The organism is Elusimicrobiota bacterium, assembly GCA_026388095.1.
Classification (GTDB): Bacteria; Elusimicrobiota; Elusimicrobia; order UBA1565; family UBA9628; genus UBA9628.
This window is the reverse complement of sequence record JAPLKL010000069.1, coordinates 1-19799: the sequence shown is the minus strand read 5'-3', so window position 1 is coordinate 19799 and position 19799 is coordinate 1. Positions and strand designations below refer to the sequence as shown.

At 63.8% G+C, this 19799-nt stretch carries 17 protein-coding genes; 12 read left to right on the top strand and 5 right to left on the bottom strand.

Annotated elements, in window-relative coordinates:
* The 9 genes from NTY77_17415 (at window position 1) to NTY77_17375 (ending at window position 10988) form a co-directional block, all read left to right on the top strand.
* On the top strand, window positions 1-1422 hold the full coding sequence (locus tag NTY77_17415) for an SGNH/GDSL hydrolase family protein (protein MCX5797273.1): 1422 nt from the start codon (window positions 1-3) through the stop codon (window positions 1420-1422).
* 670 nt (window positions 1423-2092) lie between these two features.
* A complete protein-coding gene (locus NTY77_17410; protein ID MCX5797272.1) occupies window positions 2093-3115 on the top strand; it encodes a glycerophosphodiester phosphodiesterase family protein in 1023 nt (340 codons plus the stop codon).
* Window positions 3116-3117: 2 nt separating this feature from the next.
* Window positions 3118-4011 carry a 4Fe-4S dicluster domain-containing protein gene (locus NTY77_17405; protein ID MCX5797271.1) on the top strand — a complete coding sequence of 298 codons (894 nt, stop codon included), beginning with the start codon at window positions 3118-3120 and terminating at the stop codon, window positions 4009-4011.
* 2 nt (window positions 4012-4013) lie between these two features.
* Complete coding sequence (gene hybB / locus NTY77_17400; GenBank protein ID MCX5797270.1) at window positions 4014-5249, top strand: Ni/Fe-hydrogenase cytochrome b subunit; 1236 nt, start codon at window positions 4014-4016, stop codon at window positions 5247-5249.
* A gap of 4 nt (window positions 5250-5253) precedes the next feature.
* Complete coding sequence (locus tag NTY77_17395) at window positions 5254-6015, top strand: cytochrome c3 family protein (protein ID MCX5797269.1); 762 nt, start codon at window positions 5254-5256, stop codon at window positions 6013-6015.
* Window positions 6012-7877: an ATP-binding protein gene (locus NTY77_17390; GenBank protein MCX5797268.1), complete on the top strand. Its 1866-nt coding sequence runs from the start codon at window positions 6012-6014 to the stop codon at window positions 7875-7877. The genes NTY77_17395 and NTY77_17390 overlap by 4 nt, the downstream gene beginning before the upstream one ends.
* Entirely contained in the window at window positions 7874-8641 is a 768-nt protein-coding gene (locus tag NTY77_17385) for a response regulator (protein ID MCX5797267.1), read from the top strand. Before NTY77_17390 ends, NTY77_17385 begins: the two co-directional genes overlap by 4 nt.
* A gap of 28 nt (window positions 8642-8669) precedes the next feature.
* A complete protein-coding gene (locus tag NTY77_17380) occupies window positions 8670-9836 on the top strand; it encodes a response regulator (GenBank protein ID MCX5797266.1) in 1167 nt (388 codons plus the stop codon).
* 9 nt (window positions 9837-9845) lie between these two features.
* Complete coding sequence (locus NTY77_17375) at window positions 9846-10988, top strand: glycosyltransferase family 4 protein (protein ID MCX5797265.1); 1143 nt, start codon at window positions 9846-9848, stop codon at window positions 10986-10988.
* 6 nt (window positions 10989-10994) lie between these two features.
* Here NTY77_17375 and NTY77_17370 read toward each other — a convergent pair whose 3' ends face one another.
* Window positions 10995-11519, bottom strand: a complete 525-nt coding sequence (locus tag NTY77_17370) for a methyltransferase domain-containing protein (protein MCX5797264.1) — start codon at window positions 11517-11519, stop codon at window positions 10995-10997.
* A gap of 52 nt (window positions 11520-11571) precedes the next feature.
* Here NTY77_17370 and NTY77_17365 point away from each other — a divergent pair, with 52 nt between their 5' ends.
* A complete protein-coding gene (locus NTY77_17365) occupies window positions 11572-12768 on the top strand; it encodes an amidohydrolase family protein (protein ID MCX5797263.1) in 1197 nt (398 codons plus the stop codon).
* A gap of 155 nt (window positions 12769-12923) precedes the next feature.
* Here NTY77_17365 and rsgA read toward each other — a convergent pair whose 3' ends face one another.
* The 3 genes from rsgA to NTY77_17350 form a co-directional block, all read right to left on the bottom strand.
* Window positions 12924-13994 (bottom strand): ribosome small subunit-dependent GTPase A, encoded by a 1071-nt coding sequence (gene rsgA, locus NTY77_17360; protein MCX5797262.1) that lies wholly within the window; start codon window positions 13992-13994, stop codon window positions 12924-12926.
* Between the two features lie 164 nt (window positions 13995-14158).
* Window positions 14159-14560, bottom strand: coding sequence for a hypothetical protein (locus NTY77_17355; protein ID MCX5797261.1), 402 nt, complete (start codon window positions 14558-14560; stop codon window positions 14159-14161).
* Window positions 14561-15309: 749 nt separating this feature from the next.
* Window positions 15310-15750 (bottom strand): hypothetical protein, encoded by a 441-nt coding sequence (locus NTY77_17350; GenBank protein MCX5797260.1) that lies wholly within the window; start codon window positions 15748-15750, stop codon window positions 15310-15312.
* Window positions 15751-17612: 1862 nt separating this feature from the next.
* Here NTY77_17350 and NTY77_17345 point away from each other — a divergent pair.
* Window positions 17613-17807, top strand: a complete 195-nt coding sequence (locus tag NTY77_17345) for a hypothetical protein (protein ID MCX5797259.1) — start codon at window positions 17613-17615, stop codon at window positions 17805-17807.
* 235 nt (window positions 17808-18042) lie between these two features.
* On the top strand, window positions 18043-18168 hold the full coding sequence (locus NTY77_17340; protein ID MCX5797258.1) for a hypothetical protein: 126 nt from the start codon (window positions 18043-18045) through the stop codon (window positions 18166-18168).
* Window positions 18169-18174: 6 nt separating this feature from the next.
* On the opposite strand, the gene NTY77_17335 is transcribed toward NTY77_17340, so the two are convergent.
* Complete coding sequence (locus NTY77_17335; protein MCX5797257.1) at window positions 18175-18900, bottom strand: formylglycine-generating enzyme family protein; 726 nt, start codon at window positions 18898-18900, stop codon at window positions 18175-18177.
* Between the last annotated feature and the right edge of the window lie 899 nt (window positions 18901-19799).

Below are 19799 nucleotides of genomic sequence, written 5' to 3'. Positions count from 1 at the left end.
ATGCGCAAGGCCCTGCGCTTCCTGCTGCCGCGGGTGGCGCTATCGGCGGCCAGCTTCGTCTTGACGGTCTCGGCCCTCGAACTCCTGACTCGGCTCTTCCTCCCGGTGCCGGCGCCGGTGCTGTTGAAAGAAGGCGTCTACGTCAGTCGGCTGCCGCTGGTGAACTACCGCATCAGCGACCACGGGATATCGGACCACCGCCCGGGCGCGCCCCTGGGCCGGCGGCGCCGGAAGGGAGAGCTGCGCGTGTTCGTCTTCGGAGAGTCGAGTGTCCAGGGCAGTCCTTGGGGGCCTTTCGGCAGCGCGCCCACCATGCTCCGCGACTTCCTGCGCGCCAGGCTGCCGGACCGGCCCATCACGGTCGTCAACATGGGGCGCGCCGGCTCGATGGCCATGGATGCCTACTACTACCTGCTCGCCATAAGACGATACCAGCCGGACCTCATCATCTTCTATCAAGGGGTGAACGACCGCTTCGACACGGACTCCGAGGCGTGCCTGCCCTTGAGCCGGCCGAAGGCGCATGGCCTTTGGCGGCGGCTCGTGGAGCGTTCCCATCTGCTCTGGACCGTGAGGGCGCGGGGGCCCGACCTCCTGATCTCGCTGCTCCGTCAACGGGGCGGCCCTCAGTTCCCGGGGCACGACCGGTGCGACGCGGACCTCGCTTTCCAAGCCTGGACGGATCTGCTGGTTCAGACGGCCCGGCAGATGGGCGCTGAGACCGTGGTGACCACGCCCGTCCAGAGCACCGTGACGTCTCTGGAGTACACGCGCAGGCGCGAGGCGGGGGACGGATCGCTGGGCTCCTTCCTGGACGCCTGCGACGGCGACTATCGCCGGCTGCTGGTCTGCCGGCTCACCAAGGGCTGCGATCCCGATTCGCTGGCGCGATCCTTGGTGAGGGGCGACGACCGGATCATCGAACGCGGCGAATGCTGGAAACGGTCCGCGCGCCGTTTCGGCGGGCACGTCGTCGGACTGCGGGACTTCATCGTCCGGGCCTCGCCGCGGGGCGTCCTGTCGTTCCCTTTCATCGTGGACGGGATACATCTTTCCATGGAGGGGAATTGGACCCTGGCCTTCCTCTGGAGCCGCGCGATCGACGAAGTCCTGCAGCATCGCGAGCCGTCGGCCGTGTCGCCTCGCGAGGTCCCGGCTCCGCAGATCTCCCCTTACGCGGCGGACCTGCCCCGGGATACCGGCATGCGTCATGAGGAGCTCCTGGAGATGACCGGGCTCAGATATCTCCAGGCCCGGATGCCGCTTCTCGCGGCGCCCATGCTGCAGGAGGCGTCCGAACGCTACCATATCCGGCGCGCGCGACAGGCTCTGGATTATCTCAGAGAACGTCTCGGGGTGGCGCCCCGCGCGGCGGATGCCGCGAGCTTCGATATGGACGCTTTGCTGCGGCAGAAGCTCTGAGTCTCGCCCGAGGCCTATCCCGAAGCCATGACCGCGGGCGCACCCAAGATAAGTAGGTGATTTTCACCGACCGTCGAGTCGCGCCAAGCGCGGCGACTTCTGAACAAGAAAGTGTTGGCGGCGCATGTATTTTTCGTCACATTACCTCCAGCGCTGGCGGTGAAATATCAAAAAGCGCTGGTGGCATAAATACTTTTATCTCGCGAAGTCGCCGGCCGTAAGGAGATCCGTCCGGCCGGCACCGGTGGAACTTCCGATACCGCAGGCGCCGTCTTTTGCAGTCATCCAGAAAGCCCATCACAATGGAGGTTCCGGCGCCCGGCGCCGGAACCCGCGCGCGTCCTTTCCTCTCACGCGCGCAACCTCAATAGAGGGCTGTGACCCCATCCGGAGGCTGGTGCGCAAGCGGACCGCGCCATATCGGTCTTCTGCTTGCGGCCAGCCATCACGGACAGGCATGTACGATTCCGGGACAATGTGCTTTCATGAGGTTGCGCGCCCCAGAGGAATAGCGGGGCGCGCGCCTGGCGGCGCTCTGCGCCGCCAGGGCCGGTACGGCATTTCGCCAGCCTACCTGCTTTCAGTGGGTGCAACCCATGACCGCCGTCATGCCTGTCGCATTCCGCAAAGATAGTACAATGGGGACAGCGCCCCGGGGCGCTGAGGCGACATGACCCAACTCACGACCCTGCTCTCGGCGTTCGTCCTGGCCGCGCCCGCCGCGCCCGCCGGCTCCGTGCAGGTCTACGCCCACCGCGGCGGCCGCTCCTTCGCCCCGGAGAACACCCTGCCCGCCTATCGGGCCGCTCTGAGCATCGGCGCGGACTGGGTGGACATGGACGTCGTGCTCACCAAGGACGGCGAAGTGCTGGTCTCCCACGACCTCCTGGTCAGCCCGAACCTCGCCCGCGACAGCGCCGGGCGCTACATCACCAAGGGCCCCGCGGCCAAGGACCTCACGCTCCGCGAGCTCCAGAGCTTCGACGTGGGCCGCTTGAACCCGGAGAGCGCTTACGCCAAGTTCTTCCCTGACCAAGTCCCGGTGGACGGCACGCACATGCCCACTTTGCGCGAAGTCGCGCGCTATGTCGAGAAGGCCGCCCGGCATAAGATGGGCTTCCAGATCGAGATGAAGACCGACCCGGCCCAGCCGGAGCGCAGCCCGGACCCCAAGGCTTTCGCCCAGGCCCTCCACCGGATCCTCAAGGAGGAAGGCATCATCGGCCGCGCCGAGATCCAGGCCTTCGATTGGCGCTGCCTCTCCGAGCTGCGGCGGCTGGACCGGAACGTCAAGACCGCCTACCTGACCTCTCGGGACAACGAGCCCGGCGGGCCGGACAGCTTCTACGGCGAGGACCCCAAGGCCGCGGGACTCTGGACCGGGGGCGCGCTCGTCAAGGACTACGGCGGCTCCATCCCCAGGATGGTCAAGGCCCTGGGCGGCTTCGCCTGGGAGCCCGAGGACGCCGAGCTGACCCAGGCGGCGCTCGCCGAGGCCCACCGCCTGGGCCTCAAGGTCGTCGTGTGGAGCTGGCCCGAGAAGCTCGGGACCACATTCGATGCCGGCCTCGTCGCCAAGCTCCTGTCCTGGGGCGTGGACGGCATCATCACGGACGACCCCGGCCGCCTGGCCTCCATGCTCGCGGCGCGCGGCCTGCGCGTGCCGCCGCGCTACCCGGGAGCAGGGAAATAGGCGTGGCGAACCTCACCCGGCGGGAGTTCCTGGCGGGCGCCGCGGTCCTGGGCGCCGGGCTGACTCCCTCCGCCGCCCAGGCCTCGGGCGGCCGGTCGCCGGCGCCCGAGCGCAGCGGCGTGCTCGTGGACACCACCGTCTGCATCGGCTGCCGCAACTGCGAATACGCCTGCAAGCAGGCCCACGGCCTGGCCACCCCTCCTCAGGAAGCCTATGAGGACCGCTCGGTCTTCGCCCGGATGCGCCGCCCCGACGACACGGCCCTGACCGTGGTCAACCGCTACGAGAACCCCCGCAAGCCCGGACTCCCCGTCACCGTGAAGGTCCAGTGCATGCACTGCGCCCAGCCGGCCTGCGTCTCGGCCTGCATCGTAGGCGCGCTCACCAAGGCTGAGAACGGCGCGGTGGTCTGGGACACGGACAAGTGCATCGGCTGCCGCTACTGCATGATCGCCTGCCCCTTCCAGATCCCGGCCTTCGAATATCACAAGGCGCTCCAGCCCCGGATCATGAAGTGCGACTTCTGCTTCGAGCGGCGCAAGGCCGGGAGGATCCCGGCCTGCGTGGAGATCTGCCCGATGGAGGTCATGACCTTCGGCCCGCGCGAGGAGCTGGTGCGCATCGCCAAAGACCGGGTCCGGCGCTTCCCGGAGCGCTACGTGAGCCACGTCTTCGGGGAGTTCGAGGTGGGCGGCACCGACTGGCTCTACCTCTCCGGAGTCGACTTCGCCGCCCTCCAGTTCCCCCGTCTGGGACGCAGCCCGGCGCCCGGGGTCTCGGAGAGCATCCAGCACGGCATATTCGCCTACTTCATCCCGCCGGTCTCGCTCTACGCCCTGCTGGGGGCGGTCATGTGGATCGCCAAGCACAGCCCGGAGTCCGGGGAGGAGGCCTGAGCATGGACCGCTTCATGAGGCCCACGCCCTTGCCCCGGCGCTTCCTGACTCCCGGCGTGGGAGTGCTCATCCTTCTGGCCCTCAACGGACTGGTCTTCCTGGCCGGCCGCTTGCTCTTCGGCATCGGAGCCGTCACGAACCTGAGCAACCAGTACCCCTGGGGCATCTGGATCGGCATCGACGTGGCCGCGGGCGTGGCCCTGGCCGCGGGAGGCTTCACCACGGCGGCGCTCGGCCACGTGATGCACCGGGAGCAGTACCACGCGGTGGTGCGGCCGGCCCTGCTCACCGCGCTGCTGGGCTACACCTTCGTGGCCTTGGGCGTCTGCATCGACATCGGGCGTCCCTACTACATCTGGCATCCCCTGGTCATGTGGAACGGCACCTCGGCCCTCTTCGAGGTCGGCATCTGCGTGGTCATCTACATCCACGTCCTCTACATCGAGTTCCTGCCCGTGGCGGTCGAGCGCTTCCTGGGGCGCGTGGCTCTGCCGGGCCCTCTGGCCAGGCTCAACCCCCTGGCGGAGCGCCTGCTCGCCGCCCTGGACCGCGGCCTGGCGCGCACCATGTTCGTCTTCATCATCGCCGGCGTCGTGCTCTCCACCTTGCACCAGTCCTCCTTGGGCACGCTCATGGTCATCGCCGGGCCCAAGATGCATCCCCTCTGGCAGACCCCGATCCTGCCCCTGCTGTTCCTGCTCTCCGCGGTCTCGGTGGGCTTCCCCATGGTGATCCTGGAATCCCTCCTGGCGGCGCGCTCCTTCGGCCTCAAGCCCGAGATGTCCGTCCTGGCGGGACTGGGCCGCATGACCGCGCCGCTCTTGGGCGTCTACCTCGCCTTCAAGATCGGGGACATGTTCGTCCGGGAGACCTTCGTCCACCTGGCGACATTCAATACCGCCAGCGTCATGTTCATGGTCGAGGTCCTGTTCGGCGTGGTCATCCCTTTGCGCATGTTCATGTCGCGCGCGGTCCTCAAGTCCCCGGCCCTGCTCCTCACGGCCTCGGCCCTGGTCGTGGCCGGGGTGGCGGTCAACCGGGTGGACAACTTCCTCATCGCCTACACGCCGCCGTATTCGCTGCGGCCCTACCACCCGGCTTTCGGCGAGGTCTGCGTGACCGTTGGCTTCATCAGCCTGCTCGTCCTTCTCTACCGCGCCGCGGTGCTGCTCTTCCCGGTCATCAGCCTGCCCGACCGGACCCTCTCGCCCAAGGCCAAGTACACGGTGCACGGATGAACCCATGAAGATGCTCCTGGCGCTGGGGCTGGCCGCGCTGACGGGCGCCTGGGGCGCGGCCGACTGCCGGACCTGCCACACCAGCGACAAGCCGACCCGAGAGAGCCCGGCGCTGGTCAGCTGCCCCCGCGAGAAGATCTGGGGGCGCCATCCCCTCTCGCAGGCTCCCCGCACGATCACGATGGGCGAGCTCTCCGACACCTACGGGCCGGTCCGTTTCCCTCATAAGGCGCACGCGAAGCTGGCGGAGATGGGCGACGGCTGCTACGGTTGCCATCATTACAACCAGTCGCGCCCCATCTTCAAGTGCGGCGAATGCCACTCGTCCTCGCGCCGCCGTACGGACCTGACCAAGCCCGACCTCAAGGGGGCCCGCCACCGGCAATGCGTCGATTGCCACCTGCAGTGGAGCCACGAATCCGATTGCGGCTCATGCCATGCCCGCAAGGCCGGCCCCGGAGCCGGCGGCGCGCCCAAGGGCTTCCCCCAAGCCAAGCTCCCGGCTCCCATCGTCTACGAGACCTCCTCCCAGAAGGGCCGGTTCGTGACCTTCCGGCACGAAGCGCATGTCAAGCAGTTCGGCCTGGAGTGCACGGCCTGCCATCAGAACCAGACCTGCGCCGGCTGCCACGAGCCCAAGCCGCGCCCGCCGGGAGCCGCGGCCCAGCCCAAGAAGCCGAAGCGCTCGATGGAGACCCTGCACAAGCCGTGCTTCTCCTGCCACGCCGACGCCCAGTGCTCTCATTGCCACCAGGACCAGCCATGATCCGGGAGAAGATCGGCCTCAAGCTGACTCTGGCCGTCTGCGCCACGGCGCTGGTGACCATCGGCATATTCGCCGAGTTCAACAGCCGCGCCCACAGCAGCAGCCTGCTGGCCGAGGTGGAGCGCCACGCCAACCAGCTCAGCGAGGCGGTCAAGTCCAGCACCGAGTACGACATGCGCTTCAATCAGCGCGACCGCATCTACGACACCATCCGCAGGCTGGGGAGCCAGGAGAGCATCCAGCGCATCCGCGTGATGAACAAGGCCGGGGAGATCATCTACTCCTCCGACCGCGCCGAGATCGGCAAGATGGTGGACAAGAAGGCGGAGAGCTGCTACCGTTGCCATTCCGCGGACCGGCCGCTCGAGCGCCTGGACATGAAGGAGCGCACCCGGGTGTTCCGGCTGCGCCCCGACAGCGCGCGCACGCTGGGCATCATCAACCCCATCTACAACGCCCCCTCGTGCTGGACCGCGGCCTGCCACGCCCACCCCCGCGCGCAGGTCGTCCTGGGAGTGCTCGACGTCTCCATGTCTTTGGCCGCGGTCGACCGGGACATCCGGCGCGGCCAGCTCGGCATCCTGGTCTTCGCGGTCGGCGCCATCCTGGCGCTGAGTCTCATCGTCGGGCTCCTGGTCAGGCGCTGGGTCGACGCCCCGGTCCGCGAGCTCGTGGAGGCGACCCGGCGCGTGGCGGGCGGGGACCTGGAATGCTCCATCCGGGAGCGCGGCGACGACGAGCTGGGCCTGCTGGCGCAGTCCTTCAACAACATGACCCGCAAGCTCTCCGAGGCGCGCCTGCAGCTCTTCCAGTCCGACAAGCTGGCCTCGCTGGGGCGCCTGGCGGCCGGCGTCGCTCACGAGATCAACAACCCGCTCACCGGCGTGCTCACCTACAGCAGCTTCCTGCTCAAGCGCACCAAGGACCAGCCGGAACTGCAGGAGGACCTTAAGGTCATCGTGCGCGAGACCATCCGCAGCCGGGAGATCGTCAAGAGCCTCCTGGATTTCGCGCGGCAGTCGGTCCCCAAGAAGGGGGAGGCCGACATCAACGAGATCGTGGGGCGCGCCGCCACGGTCATCGAGAGCCAGCTCGCGCTCAACGCCGTCCGGCTCGTCTTGTCGCTGGCGCCGGACATGCCCAAGGTGACCGTGGACGCCAACCAGATGCAGCAGGTCTTCATCAACCTCTTCGTCAACGCCGCGGACGCCATCGGGCCGAAGGGCGGGACCATCACCGTCTCCTCCTCCGCGCTCAGCCTCTCCCCCATCGGCATCACCCAGATCAAGAAGGCGGTCTGCCCCAAGCGGCACAGCCTCATGGACGAGGAGGTCCGCATCGACGGCAGGCCCACGGTGCGCATCCGGGTGCGTTCCGATAAGGCCGAGGGGTTCCTCTACCTCAACCCGATGTACGGCATGGGCGGGCACCATCACGCCGTCGCCGCCGCCGGAGCCCCAGGGGCCCGGTTCGTGTGCCCGGAGTGCTCGGTCTCTTTGCTCGTCGACAAGAAGGTCTGCCCCGAGTGCGGGTCCGCGGTCTACGTTTTCGAGGTCCCGGCCCGGGGCCTCGTGGAAGGCTGCACGCGGCCGGGCTGCGGCTGGCAGCGCTGGGAGGAGGTCGACGGCATGGACCGCAAGGAGTTCGTGGAGCTCAAGGTCCGCGACGACGGCTGCGGCATGCCCCAGGAGGTGCGGGAGAAGATCTTCGAGCCCTTCTATTCGACCAAAGGGCAGAAGGGCACCGGGCTGGGCCTGGCGGTGGTCTGGGGCATCATGGACAACCACAACGGGACCATCGCCGTGGAGAGCGCTCCCGGCGCCGGGACCACCTTCGTGCTGCGCATCCCGGTCAAGCCATGAGCCGGGAGCGCGACGTGCTGGTCGTCGACGACGAGCCCGTGGTCGGACAGGCGGTCGCCAAGATCTGCGCGGCCGAGGGTCTGACCGTGGACGTCGCGGCCCGCGGGGCGGCGGGCCTGGAGCGCCTGCGGCAGCGCTCCTACCGCCTCGTCGTCTGCGACATCATGATGGCGGACCTCGACGGGTTCGCCTTCCTCGCCGAAGCGGCGCGGCGGGGGCTGCGCACCCCCGTGGTCATGGTCACGGGGTATTCCACGGTGGACAACGCCGTGCGCTCCCTGGCGGCGGGCGCCATCGACTTCCTTCCCAAGCCTTTCACCGAAGACGAGCTGACGTCGGTGGTCCGGCGCGGACTGAAATATAGTAAGCTTCAAAAAACGGGCTGGGCGCCGTGCCCGTCGGGATATTTCCGCCTGGGCACCATCAGCTGGCTCAAGACCGAGCCGGAGGGCAGCGTCCTGATAGGCGCGGGAGATGCTTTCTTGAAGACCCTGGAGGGAGTGAGCGCGGTGGAGCTGGCGCCGGCCGGCGGCGAAGTCATCCAGGGCGCCCCCTGCGCCGCGTTCGTCTCCGAGGGCGGCGCGCGCCACGGCCTGCTCTGCCCGGCCAGCGGCAGGGTCGTGGAGCGCAACGAGCGTCTGGCCGCGGACCCTGCGGCGGTGGAGAAGGACCCGTACTTCGCGGGCTGGCTCTACCGCGTCCTGCCCGCGGACCTGGAGTACGACCTCAAGAGCCTGAGCTCGTGCAGTCCGGAGCGACTATGACCAGACCCGATGCCGAAGGAGACCCATCATGGTGATCGTGTTCCTGTTCCTTTCCGTCATCCTGTTCGTGCTCGCCGACCTGGCGGTGCGGTCGGCCGCCCAGAGGCTGCGCGACCAGCGCATCCGGCGCGAGCGCGAGGCGGCCCTGGCCGTGAGCCTCAAGCTCGATTTTCAGAGGGAGGCCAAGACCCTCAAGCGCGCCGAGGTCGCCGACCCAGCGGCGCGCATCCTCTGCGTGGACGATGAGACCGTGATCCTGGACAGCTTCCGCAAGATCCTGGTGCTGGACGGCTACTGCGTCGACACGGTGGAGACCGGCCAGGAGGCGCTGGGGCTCATCCGCACCCACCATTACGATTTCGTCTTCACCGACCTGCGCATGCCGGCGCTGGACGGGGTCGAGGTCGTCAAGTCCGTAAAGCACATGCGCCCGGACATCGACGTCGTCATCATCACCGGCTACGCCACCGTGGAGTCCGCGGTGGAGTGCATGAAGCACGGCGCGCTGGATTATGTGCAGAAGCCCTTCACCGAGGACGAGCTGCGGGCTTTCGTGAAGAAGGTCCTGATCCGGAGGCAGGACCGCTTGGCCAAGCAGCTGCAGCCGCAGGTCCACATCACCCACCTGCCCGAGCCTCAGCGCGCCCGCGCCGGCGAGTTCTCCATCCCGGGCGGGGTGCTGATCTCCCGCGGCCATTGCTGGGCCAGCATGGCTCAGGACGGCTCCGTGAAGGTCGGCCTGGACGATTTCGCCAAGAAGCTCATCGGCCCGGTGGACTCCATCGAGTTCCCCAACGTGGGCATGACGGTCAAAGCCGGCCAGCCGCTGTTCAGCCTCCGCCAGAAAGGCCGCCGGGCACAGTTCTACGCCCCGGTCAGCGGGCAGGTGGTCAAGGTCAACCCGGCTCTGAGCGAGGACTGCGAGGCGCTCGACCTGACGCCCTACCAGCGCAACTGGATCTGCGTCATCGACGCCGACAACCTCGACGTCGAAGTGCCCGAGCTCCGCATCGGCAAGTCGGCCGTGGCCTTGTACCAGGACGACCTGGAGCGGTTCCGCAAGCTCATGGGAGAATTGGCTCCGCAGGGCGGCACTGACGAATATCAGGATGGGGCCCTCCATGTCGGCGAGCTGGCGCAGCTTGGCGACACCCAGTGGGACCGCGTGGCGGCCGAGTTCTTCCGGCCCAACTGAGCTGAGGCTGTGGCCACCCTGCCCGGTCTGTCGGTCTGGATGATCAGCGCCGGCTTCCATCCCTATGTGGGGGGGGCGGAGAAGCAGGCCCTGGAGCTCTCGGTCGCCTTGCTCGCTCGCGGCGTCCGGGTCCGGGTCCTGACCCGGCGGCTGCCCGGCCTGGCCGCCTACGAGGAGGTCCGTGGCGTCCCGGTGGAGCGCCTCTGGTGCGCCGGGGGAGGCTTCCTCAACGCGCTGACCTTCATGGCGTCCCTCTGGCTCCGGCTCTGGACCGGGGCCCGCGAGTATTCCGCCGTGCACGTCCACCTCGCCGGCTCCCCGGCTCTGCCCGCGGCGTTGGCCGGCCGTCTTTTGGGCAAGCGCGTCATCATCAAGCTCGGCGGCGGCCGCGGCATCGGCGAGCTCGCCACCTCGGACAGGACGGTCGGGGGGCGCTTGAAGCTGCGCCTGCTCTCCTGGCTCAAGCCGCAGTTCGCGGCTGTGACCGAGGGCTTGGCCCAGGAATGCGCGCAGTTCCTCGGGCCGGTGCCGGTCCAGGTCCAGCCCAACGGCGTGGACACGGCCCGCTACCGTCCGGTCTCGGCCGATGAGAAGCGGGCTCTGCGGCGCAAGCTGGGCTGGCCCGAAGGCCTGGGCTTCCTCTATGTGGGCAGGCTCGCGCCGGAGAAGCAGTTGGGCCGGTTCCTGTCGGCTTGGTGCCGAGCCGCGGCGGACCGGCCGGGCTTCGCGGCGCTGGTGGGAGACGGGCTCGAAGGCGAAGAGCTTCGGACGCTCGCGCGGGCCAGCCCGCTGGCGGGGCGCATCTTCGTGCTTGCCTCCATGGAGCGGATCGCGGAGGCTTACGCGGCCGCGGACGTCTTCGTCCTCCCCTCCGTCTCCGAGGGGCTTTCCAACGCCCTCCTGGAGGCCATGGCCTCGGGGCTGGCCGTGCTGGGCAGCCGGGTGGGGGGGACGGCCGAGGCGGTCGAGGAAGGCAAGACCGGGCTGCTCTTCGCTCCCCAGGACGCTGACGAGCTGGCCGACAAGCTCGGGAGGTTCCTCGCCGAGCCGGGCCTGGCGGGACGCCTGGGCGCGGCCGCCCGGGAGAAAGCGGCCCGGGACTTCTCATTGGAGCGGGTCGCCGAGAGCTACGAGAAGCTCTATTCCCGATGAGCCGGGCTACTTGAGGACCTGCAGCCGGAAGAACAGGTCCCGGGCCGGGAACATGAAGGCGAAGTACTTCTCGAAGGCGTCCGGGGACCAGGCGTTGATGAGCTTGCCGGGCAGGCACAGCAGCCCCAGGCCGAAGGTGATGCGTTTCTCCAGGACGGCGAAGCGCGCGCTCGTGTAATCGTAGCGCGCGTCCTTGGTGAACAGGTCCATGGGATGAAGGCCCATGTGCACGCAGTGCGTGGGGTCGGTCCAGGAGTTCATGGACGAGTAATGGGGGGTCCAGATGAGGACCTGGGCGTCCGGGCGGGCGATGCGGTGGATCTCCTCCATGGCGCCCAGGACATCGTCGAGGTGCTCTAGGACGTGGGAGAGCCGGAGCTCGTCGAATGAGCTGTCCGGGAAGGGCCAGGGCAGGCGCCTGAGATCGTGGACCACGTCCACGCCCGGGCCGGCCACGCGGTCTACGCCCACGGCGCCGGGCGTCTTGTTGGCGCCGCAGCCCAGCTCCAGGATCTTGGCGGCCTGAGTCATCGAGCGTTATTCTAACAAATGGACCGCGCGCTATCTTGGTATGATTGCAGTCGTGAGCCGAACCCTCTCACTGCCCCCGCTGCGCGACCGCCATTCCCATGTCTCCATCTACGCGGCGCTGGGTGACTGTCCCAGCATCCTCGGCCTGCCGCAGGACGAGGCCTTGCTCCTGCTGCGCGGCCTGCCGCGGGATGGGCTCTCGATCGTGGTCGGCTGGTACAGCGCCCGCGTGACCTTCACCCCCGAGGAGCTCGCCTCCCTGCCGCCAGTCGTGATCGTCAACTACAGCCTGCACGGCATGCTCCTTTCCGACCGGGCGAAAGACCGCCTGCGGCGGAGCGACCCGGAGCTTGTGGAGAGGCATGCGGACCCGCGGTGGTGCGAGCTCAACCTGGCCGCGGTCCTCTCCCTTTACGGCCGCCTGGCCGGGCTCGACCCGGAGAAGCTGGCCGCCTTCATGGAGCGCCTCGCCGGCCTGGGCGTGGGTCTGGCCGAGGACATGCTCATCCTCGATGAGCGCTCCCTGGACGTCATCCGGGCCTCCCCCTGGGGCAAGGACCTGCCTTGCTGGGCCGATCCGGGCGCGTTCCAGGGCTTCAGCCCGCGGGCCCGGCAGGCCGTGGCAGGCTTCAAGCTCTTCTTGGACGGCGCCTTGGCGCTGCATACCGCGGCGCTCAGCGAGCCCTACTTGCAGGGGGGGCTCGGGACGCTGCTTCATTCCGACGAGGCGCTCCAGGAGCGGCTGGCCGGCCTCGCGCGCTTGGGCAAGCCGGTCGCCATCCACGCCATCGGCGGACGGGCCATCGAGCAGGCGCTCGCCGCCTTGGAGCGGCTCGACCGGGACGGCCTGCGCTTGCCGTCCGTGCGGCTGGAGCATGTGCAGTTCATCATCGAAGCTCAGGCCCGCAGGGCCAAGGAGCTCGGGTTGGCGCTGTGCATGCAGCCGAACTTCAGCGTGGAGAGCCGGGACTACGCGGACCGCCTGCCGCCCGCGCTTTTGCGCAGTCTCAATCCCTTCCGCATGCTCATAGACCGCATGGGGTTCGTCCCTGGGCGCGACCTCCTGCTCGGCTCGGACGGGATGCCGCACGGCGTCGAAGCCGCCTGGCAATGGGGGCTGTTCCCTCTTCACGAAAGCCAGCGGCTGACTTCCGATGAACTCGCGCAGGGCTATGGGCCGGCTGTGCCGGGCGGCAGGACGGTCCGGCTCCTGGTCGATGAGGAGCGCCGGCTGGTCAGGAAGGCGTAAGCTCCTTTCTCCGAGCGCCCCGGACATGCGCAGCAGGTCTGGGGCGCAACCGTCCAGACACGGAGTGTCTGGACGGCAGATGCTGTCTGGCTGGCGTCTTTCCGTTTTTTAGAAACGGGCGGCCCATGCGAATGTTGATGCGCGGCGCAAGTGTCCTACTGATTTTTGAGATCCTTCTTGGCGGACTTGATGTATCTTCCAAAGTCACGATCTTTCCTTCTCTTCTCGACATATGACATTTGATGGAACTCGGACTCTTCCCTGAGCTTGATGTAATTGTCATAGTGCTCTTGGCTAAGAGCGCCTGAATCTATCGCTTCAAGTACAGCGCAGCCGGGCTCGCCTGTATGACTGCAATTCCTGTAGCGGCAACCAGAGGCGAACCCGATGATGTCGGGGAAGCTGCCGTCTATCCCGCTTTCGGCCCCCAGGATCCCGAACTCACGCATGCCGGGGTTGTCGATGACCATGGCGCCACTCTCGAGGATGATCAATTCCCGGCGGACGGTGGTATGCCTTCCCTCGCCCGTTCCGCTGACGCCTTTTGTCTGGAGCTTTTCTTGGCCGATGAGTCGGTTGATGAGAGTGCTCTTGCCGACCCCGGATGATCCGACAAAGCAATACGTCTTCGAGGGGAGCAGCGTCCGTTTGAGCTCGTCAATGCCCTCTCGCGTGACGTTGCTCAGGGTCAGCGCCGGCGCCGTGACACCCGCGGCGCGGAGCTCCGCTAGCTGGGATGCTAGGACTTGGGGCTCGACCAAGTCCGTTTTGGTGAGTAGGACATAGGGATCTGCCCCGCCATCTCTCACCATGACGAGATAGCGCTCTAGTCGCTTGAGGTTGAAGTCATAGTGGCATGACTGAACGATGATCACGTGATCTATGTTAGCCGCGATCATCTGATATCCGACTGAGGCTCCCGCTGACTTTCTGCGCAGAGCAGTCCTTCGCTCCAGGAGCATATGGACCAACCCGAAATCGTCAGCCGGGTGTTTTTCTACACACACCCAGTCACCGACACACGGGAGTTCCTGCGACAGGTGGTGTCGGTATAGATAACTGCCTGCCAATTTTGCCCGGAAGGCCCCGGTTTGATTCATGAGCAACAACAAGTCGCGATCGACCGCAGCAACCCGAGCGATAGTATCCGCAGGCTCGCATTTCGCCCTTTTTTTGAACCACTCATTCCAGCCCAGTCGGGCCAGATCAATGTGTCGGCTTGCCATTCATCACCTGTTGTCTTGAAAGAAACTATCTCGGCGCATAACGTTGGGGTTTGCGGCGCGCGCGATGCGCGTGCCGCAGAGCCAGGCCGCACGTTGGCATTCCGCGCATTTGCGCGCGGCCGGCGAAGCCGATGTTCGGCCGACGTTCCTTTGCTGGAACTGGCTCAACCCATGCCATAGCTCGTGATTAGCCAGGATTCCTTATTCTTGTCCCAGGTCAGAGTATATGTCCATGAATACAGGCCTGACTCCATGCTCAAACCCTGGCCTGCCATATCAATGAAGAAGATGACACTGAATTCAGTCTCGTTGGCTGTTGAGCTGAGACACCTTATCCAAAGAGGATGGAGGATATATACGGGTTCCTCGACCATGTTGCTGTATTTCGCGTCCATCAATGAAGCCTGACGCTTCCAATCATTACGTCCCCATGCGTCAAAATAGCCGCGAAGCACCGACTTGGGATTGCGATGGTCAATAGCGACTGGCGCTCCTTTGTATGTCAAGAAAATCAGTAACGGGACCAAAACCGCCAAGAAGAGCCCCACAACGCGAAATCTTCTCATGAACTTTTTGGCTGCCTCATTTGTGCGGCCGAACGCTGGGCTCGACGGCGCGCGCTATGCGCGTGCCGCTGAGGCCAGCCCCACGTTGGGTTCCGCGCTTGCGCGCGACCGGCGAAGCCGATGTTGTGCAGGCCCTCGTCGGTCCTTGCTGCCTTCATTTGTTCCCTCGAAGGTGTTTCCTTGTCGACTCGAGGTTCAGAAAGATCATTCCTGAGAGTGGGGCGAAAATCATGGGCCCGAGCAGCAACCTATTTGGTACGTCCATGTGGATTACCGCACGAATTCCCATAGCCCAGAAGCCCGCGCCACAATACCAAAAGATGCCAATGGGCGCAATGCAGAATAAGAGGCGAAAGATGTTGGTCGGGGCCAGTAGCAGGCCCAGGGATGCCACTAGAAAACCCACGCCTGAAAATAATGTCGGAGCAGTGAGATAGGCACCTCCGCCATTGGCCGCGAAGTAAATTCCTGCTGGGACCAAGACGGCTGCCATTGTTAACCCGTAAGTGGCCACAGCAATGACGCCGTGACGAGCGGGGTGTTTTAGAAGAAAGACCAACGCTATCGGAAGGATCCAGGTTGCGAAGAGGATGCAAAGGGCCAATGCCTGCATGTCAGTCCTTTTCTAGCACTGCACAACGCCGGGCTCGGCGGCGCGCGCTATGCGCGTGCCGCTGAGGCCGACCCCACGTTGGCGCTCCACAGATTTGCGCGCGACCGCCGAAGCCGATGTTGTGCCGTCCCAACTATCACTCCGTGGTCTTGCCCTGGAACGACATTTCGAGTTTACCATCTTGCATTTCCGCGAAGGTCAGACAGATTGTGCGCCACCGCTTGAAATACTCATACCAGCGTACGAATTGCTGACTTACATAGGGGTCGTTGTCCCGCTCCTTGATATGGTCCGGATCACCAAGAATTTCTTTCATCTGAACTGCTGTACGGATATTGCGCTGGAAGAGGGCGCGGACTTCTGCCATCTCGCGTTCATCAATCTGGGGAGCCTCTTCTTTCCGCTTTGATTCCGCCAGGGTGCCTCCGCACAAAGGACAATACCTGATGGGCCAATGACCTCCGCTACGATTTTGGAGCTGAAATTCGTTGAGCTTCTGGTCAAATGCAATGGGCATATTTGGGTCGGCTGCCCATTTTGCTGGGAATCCACAGCTGCAGTTAGATCGAGTGGTCACCGGTCCTCCAAAATAAATAAATCGGCACAACGCGACGGCCTGCGGCGCGCGCTATGTGCGCGTCGCATTGGCCAACCCCACTTTGCGCCGCAACTGCGCGCGCCCGCAGAGCCGAATGTTGGGACGCGGATACTTTGTCTTTCGGTCCTCATTGAGTTCGCGCCGTTGGCACCGATTGCTTCGTGATCGAACTCCTATATTTTTCGCAAAGGCACAAGCTGGCAAATATGATGATACCGAGACATACTACTATCGTCATATAGAAAGGAAATTTTGTGCAACAGAAGGATGCGAACAGACCTGAGGTGCCAAGAAATAGCCAAATCGAGTTAGCCGTTATCGCGACAATAGCCCAAACCAACATCCGCCGTGATGCGGTAGTCGCTTTAGATTTGTAATGCTTGATGGCTGCTCCTAAATAGTAGAAGCAGCCCGCCATTATCACCGCTCCGAAGATGGCGCGATGATGCAAATCGAAGAACAGTCTTATTTTCAACTGATCCAGATATATTTGTTCCATCGCTATTCACTGCCCATCGCAACTCTCGTCCGGCGAGTCAAAAAGTCTAATCAAGATTGGTGGTCGGCCCAACGCGAGGGTTTGCGGCGCGCGCTATGCGCGGGCCGCAAAGGCTGCCCCCACTTTGGTGTTCCGCGCTTGCGCGCGACAGCAAAACCCAATGTTGGGCTGAGTCATTTCAAGCTTTTGGTATGCGGAATCTGAAGCCAAGATCGACAATCGCTCCAACGCACGCGCCGGCCAATGCCGAAACTCCCGTTGCGACGAGAACGATCATGATTTCCAGCAAGAGGATGTCCCAGATGTGAGAGCAGGTGATGTGCAGTAGCTGTAAGGGTCTCTCGACAACCGGAGGTGGGATTCGCAAGAAGATGGAGTGAATCGGATTAGTCTTGAGCGCCGTCTCCCGAGGCAGGAGCCGGGAGATGCTCAGCCACCAAAGGAGGTTATAGGCTCCGGAAGCGATGGATAACCTAATTGTCCAGGATTTCCCCATCGGCTTTTGCCTTATGAATCGCCATGCAAAATAAAGAGCGATGGCGACGAGGCAAGCGGCACTAATGTCCAGCGCCGTTATCATTTTCGAAGAAATCATTCCTGGCTCTTCGTTCGCACTTCAGCCCAACGCCAGGCTCGACGGCGCGCGCCGCCGCTATGAGTGTACCTCATTGAGGCGCGCCCGTCGAAGCCCGTGTTATCCAGATTCATGCCGTTTCGTCCCTTAGTTCCGGCCCCAGCGCGATAGCCTATATGCATACCCACTTGGCAGCAGCGGCCCGAAATGCCATATGGCCTGGCCATCGGCCCGGGCAATTTCGTTCAAACATTCTCGAAGGACACAATTGGAAAGTGTTATTGAAATGGTCGGTTCAGGTCTCTCGAGTCCCGGGGAAGGCGCTGCAGGTCCCAAAGCTGCATGTGCACTGCTAATGTTGATGCCCATCTCTCTGCCAACTGCTTCCATTAGCAATTCCATGGCTTTCGAGGCAGTGGTGCCCGGCATTGATAGCGGTCCCTTAAATTGTCTGTCAAGGATACTGTCTCCCTTTGTCTCCCAACCCTTCCCAGGTTTGGGAATAAGATCAATCACACCCCCCTGACGAAGCCATCGATAGTCCGGAGACTGTGTAGAAATTGCGTCGAGAACCGTCTGTGGCCTGACATGCTGGAAAGCTACATCAATCCGCCGATTCTCGTGTCTGGCAATCTCATCCAGCCTATCTTTTGGGGCGACCCCCTGAAGATTCGGCCTAGGTTTCTTAATGGGCGAGACTTTCGCATACTCAATGCCACACGGCGACCTAACGGCTTCACAAAGTGCCGGAAAAATGAATAGAAGGTCGTGCCCCCCTGGTTGCATATCGACCCGCCGACCGAAGCGAGCATCAGCACCATCAAGCGGAAGGACTGCCACTTCAATTACAGCCTTCCCTTTCGTTTGACTGTTCTCCACGACGATCTGTCCATGGCCGGGCAGTCGACCTGGGGAAAACCGATTCTCTCCACCTTCATTCTGTTCCAAATGGCCAATCGTTGAGGACCATCTGAAGGTTGTTTTTGGATTCCACAGTGATGGATGCGTCTTCCTTACATATTGATCAAGAAGCTTAAGCCACTTTGGCGCATCATGGATATGGACCGTCATGCTCGAAGGGAGAATCAAGAAAAACTCTTTGTCGATGTTTGCTTGCGTGAGTTGCGCACAACATCGTGATGGCATGAAGGCCTGCACAAAAATACTGCCCCAAAATAAGAATCGCATTTTCACTCTCATGCTGGATAACGCGACGGTCTGCGGCGCGCGCTATGTGCGCGCCGCATTGGCCAACCCCACCTTGGCGCTCCGCATGTGCGCGCGCCCGCAGCGCCGAATGTTATGCGTGTTCTTCCCCCAATAAGCGAGCTCAAGGTGACCTCGCGGGCCGGAAGCCTAGGGCAGGACCTTGATCAGCGGGGTCGCCAAGAAAACGGTGGCCGGAAAGATAGACTTCCGAATGCCACGAACTTCCACGAATAACACGGTCGTTCTGATTCGGGCCTTCTGAAAACTCCCATGCTGTCCCATCGGTCGGCTGTCCCGCGTAGGATTGATGGTATAGATCCTGCACCCACTGGACGACATTCCCTGCCATGTCGCAGAGTCCCTGGGTAGTGTTTCCCGCTGGCGTTGAACAGACGGGCTTTGTCCCTCTGCCAACACAACCCTCCATGACAGCTGTCCTGCAAGTCGCCCCCGCATCGCCCCAGGGGAACTTCCATTCCTTGCCGGCGCTGCGCGCGGCGTATTCCCACTCAGCCTCGCTGGGAAGCCGACCGCCGACCCATTCCGAAAAGGTCTTGGCTTGGTTCCAGTCGATGCCAACTACTGGCTGATCATCGCCCTCAAAGTAGGATCGATCGTCGTAATAGAGGCTTAAGCCCTCCTCTGGGATGATTTTGCTGAGCAAGATATGTGGCGGAGTGCAGACGCCAGCCTGGACGCACGCGCGGTACTGTTTGTTGGTTACTGTGGACTTCGCCATTTGAAAGGCCTTGATCGTCACTTTGTGCCGAGGTGTAGTGCTTGGGAAAAATTTCATATTGGCCCATTGATTCGAGCCCATGATGAAGCTCCCGCCTGGGATGGTCACCCACTCGATTCCGGCCTTACCAGTTCCCATGATTGGCGCTGCTCTGGGAGCAGCCCCCACCGACGAAGACTTTCGCTGTGCGGGAGCGCACCCTGAGATTGCCAGAAGGGAGGCGCCAAGCCAAAACAAGGCGCCACTGAACTTAAACATGTCAATCCGCATAACGCCGGGCTCGGCGGCGCGCGCTATGCGCGTGCCGCTGAGGCCGACCCCACGTGGGCGTTCCGCGCACTTGCGCGCGGCCGCCGAAGCCGATGTTATCGAGCATTTCTAAGCCGCCAACCAGTGATTGCCAGCCAGCACGCTAGGCACAGAGCCGCAATTCTTTGCCCTAGGCCAACGGGCAACACGGATAACCCCAATAATATTCCTGCCACAACTCCGGCCGCGAGAGGCCATGAAAGATACCGAGGAGCTACTTCCGCTGCTCGTCCCCCGGCGGAAGGAAAGCAATACATGGCTGCCACTGATGCCACGAAGGCGATGGCCACGCTCCCGATGTGAATGTCCGTTCTTGCCGCAAGGGTTACCATTCCAGCCAACAAAAAGGCCAACCCTGCCACAACTAGAAGACCTCGCAGAACGATTGCTGCTTCGAGCCGCGAGATTGCCACTTGAAGGCCGAAAAAGCTCGCACCAAGCCCACAGAAGGCGACTAGCATCGCTCCACCAAAATCATGCAATGCCAATTCACTTATCAGTCGCTGGAAGGGATCTGCTCGCTGGACAACATGAAGGACGATTACGATGGTGGAGAAAGTCATCGCGCCAATAATGGTAATCAGGCTTCCCCAATAGACGGTGGCATCGGTCTGGTTTGAGCTTTTCACTTATGAACTCTTGTCTCGATAACGCCGGGGCCTACGGCGCGCGCTATGTGCGCGCCGCTGAGGCCCACC

Coding starts and splice junctions, on each gene's coding strand:
- NTY77_17415 (MCX5797273.1), top strand. CDS start 1: ATGCGCAAGGCCCTGCGCTTCCTGCTGCCGCGGGTGGCGCTATCGGCG.
- NTY77_17395 (MCX5797269.1), top strand. CDS start 5,254: ATGAAGATGCTCCTGGCGCTGGGGCTGGCCGCGCTGACGGGCGCCTGG.
- NTY77_17390 (MCX5797268.1), top strand. CDS start 6,012: ATGATCCGGGAGAAGATCGGCCTCAAGCTGACTCTGGCCGTCTGCGCC.
- NTY77_17355 (MCX5797261.1), bottom strand. CDS start 14,560: ATGAGAAGATTTCGCGTTGTGGGGCTCTTCTTGGCGGTTTTGGTCCCG.
- NTY77_17380 (MCX5797266.1), top strand. CDS start 8,670: ATGGTGATCGTGTTCCTGTTCCTTTCCGTCATCCTGTTCGTGCTCGCC.
- rsgA (MCX5797262.1), bottom strand. CDS start 13,994: ATGGCAAGCCGACACATTGATCTGGCCCGACTGGGCTGGAATGAGTGG.
- NTY77_17410 (MCX5797272.1), top strand. CDS start 2,093: ATGACCCAACTCACGACCCTGCTCTCGGCGTTCGTCCTGGCCGCGCCC.
- NTY77_17370 (MCX5797264.1), bottom strand. CDS start 11,519: ATGACTCAGGCCGCCAAGATCCTGGAGCTGGGCTGCGGCGCCAACAAG.
- NTY77_17385 (MCX5797267.1), top strand. CDS start 7,874: ATGAGCCGGGAGCGCGACGTGCTGGTCGTCGACGACGAGCCCGTGGTC.
- NTY77_17340 (MCX5797258.1), top strand. CDS start 18,043: ATGCTGGATAACGCGACGGTCTGCGGCGCGCGCTATGTGCGCGCCGCA.
- hybB (MCX5797270.1), top strand. CDS start 4,014: ATGGACCGCTTCATGAGGCCCACGCCCTTGCCCCGGCGCTTCCTGACT.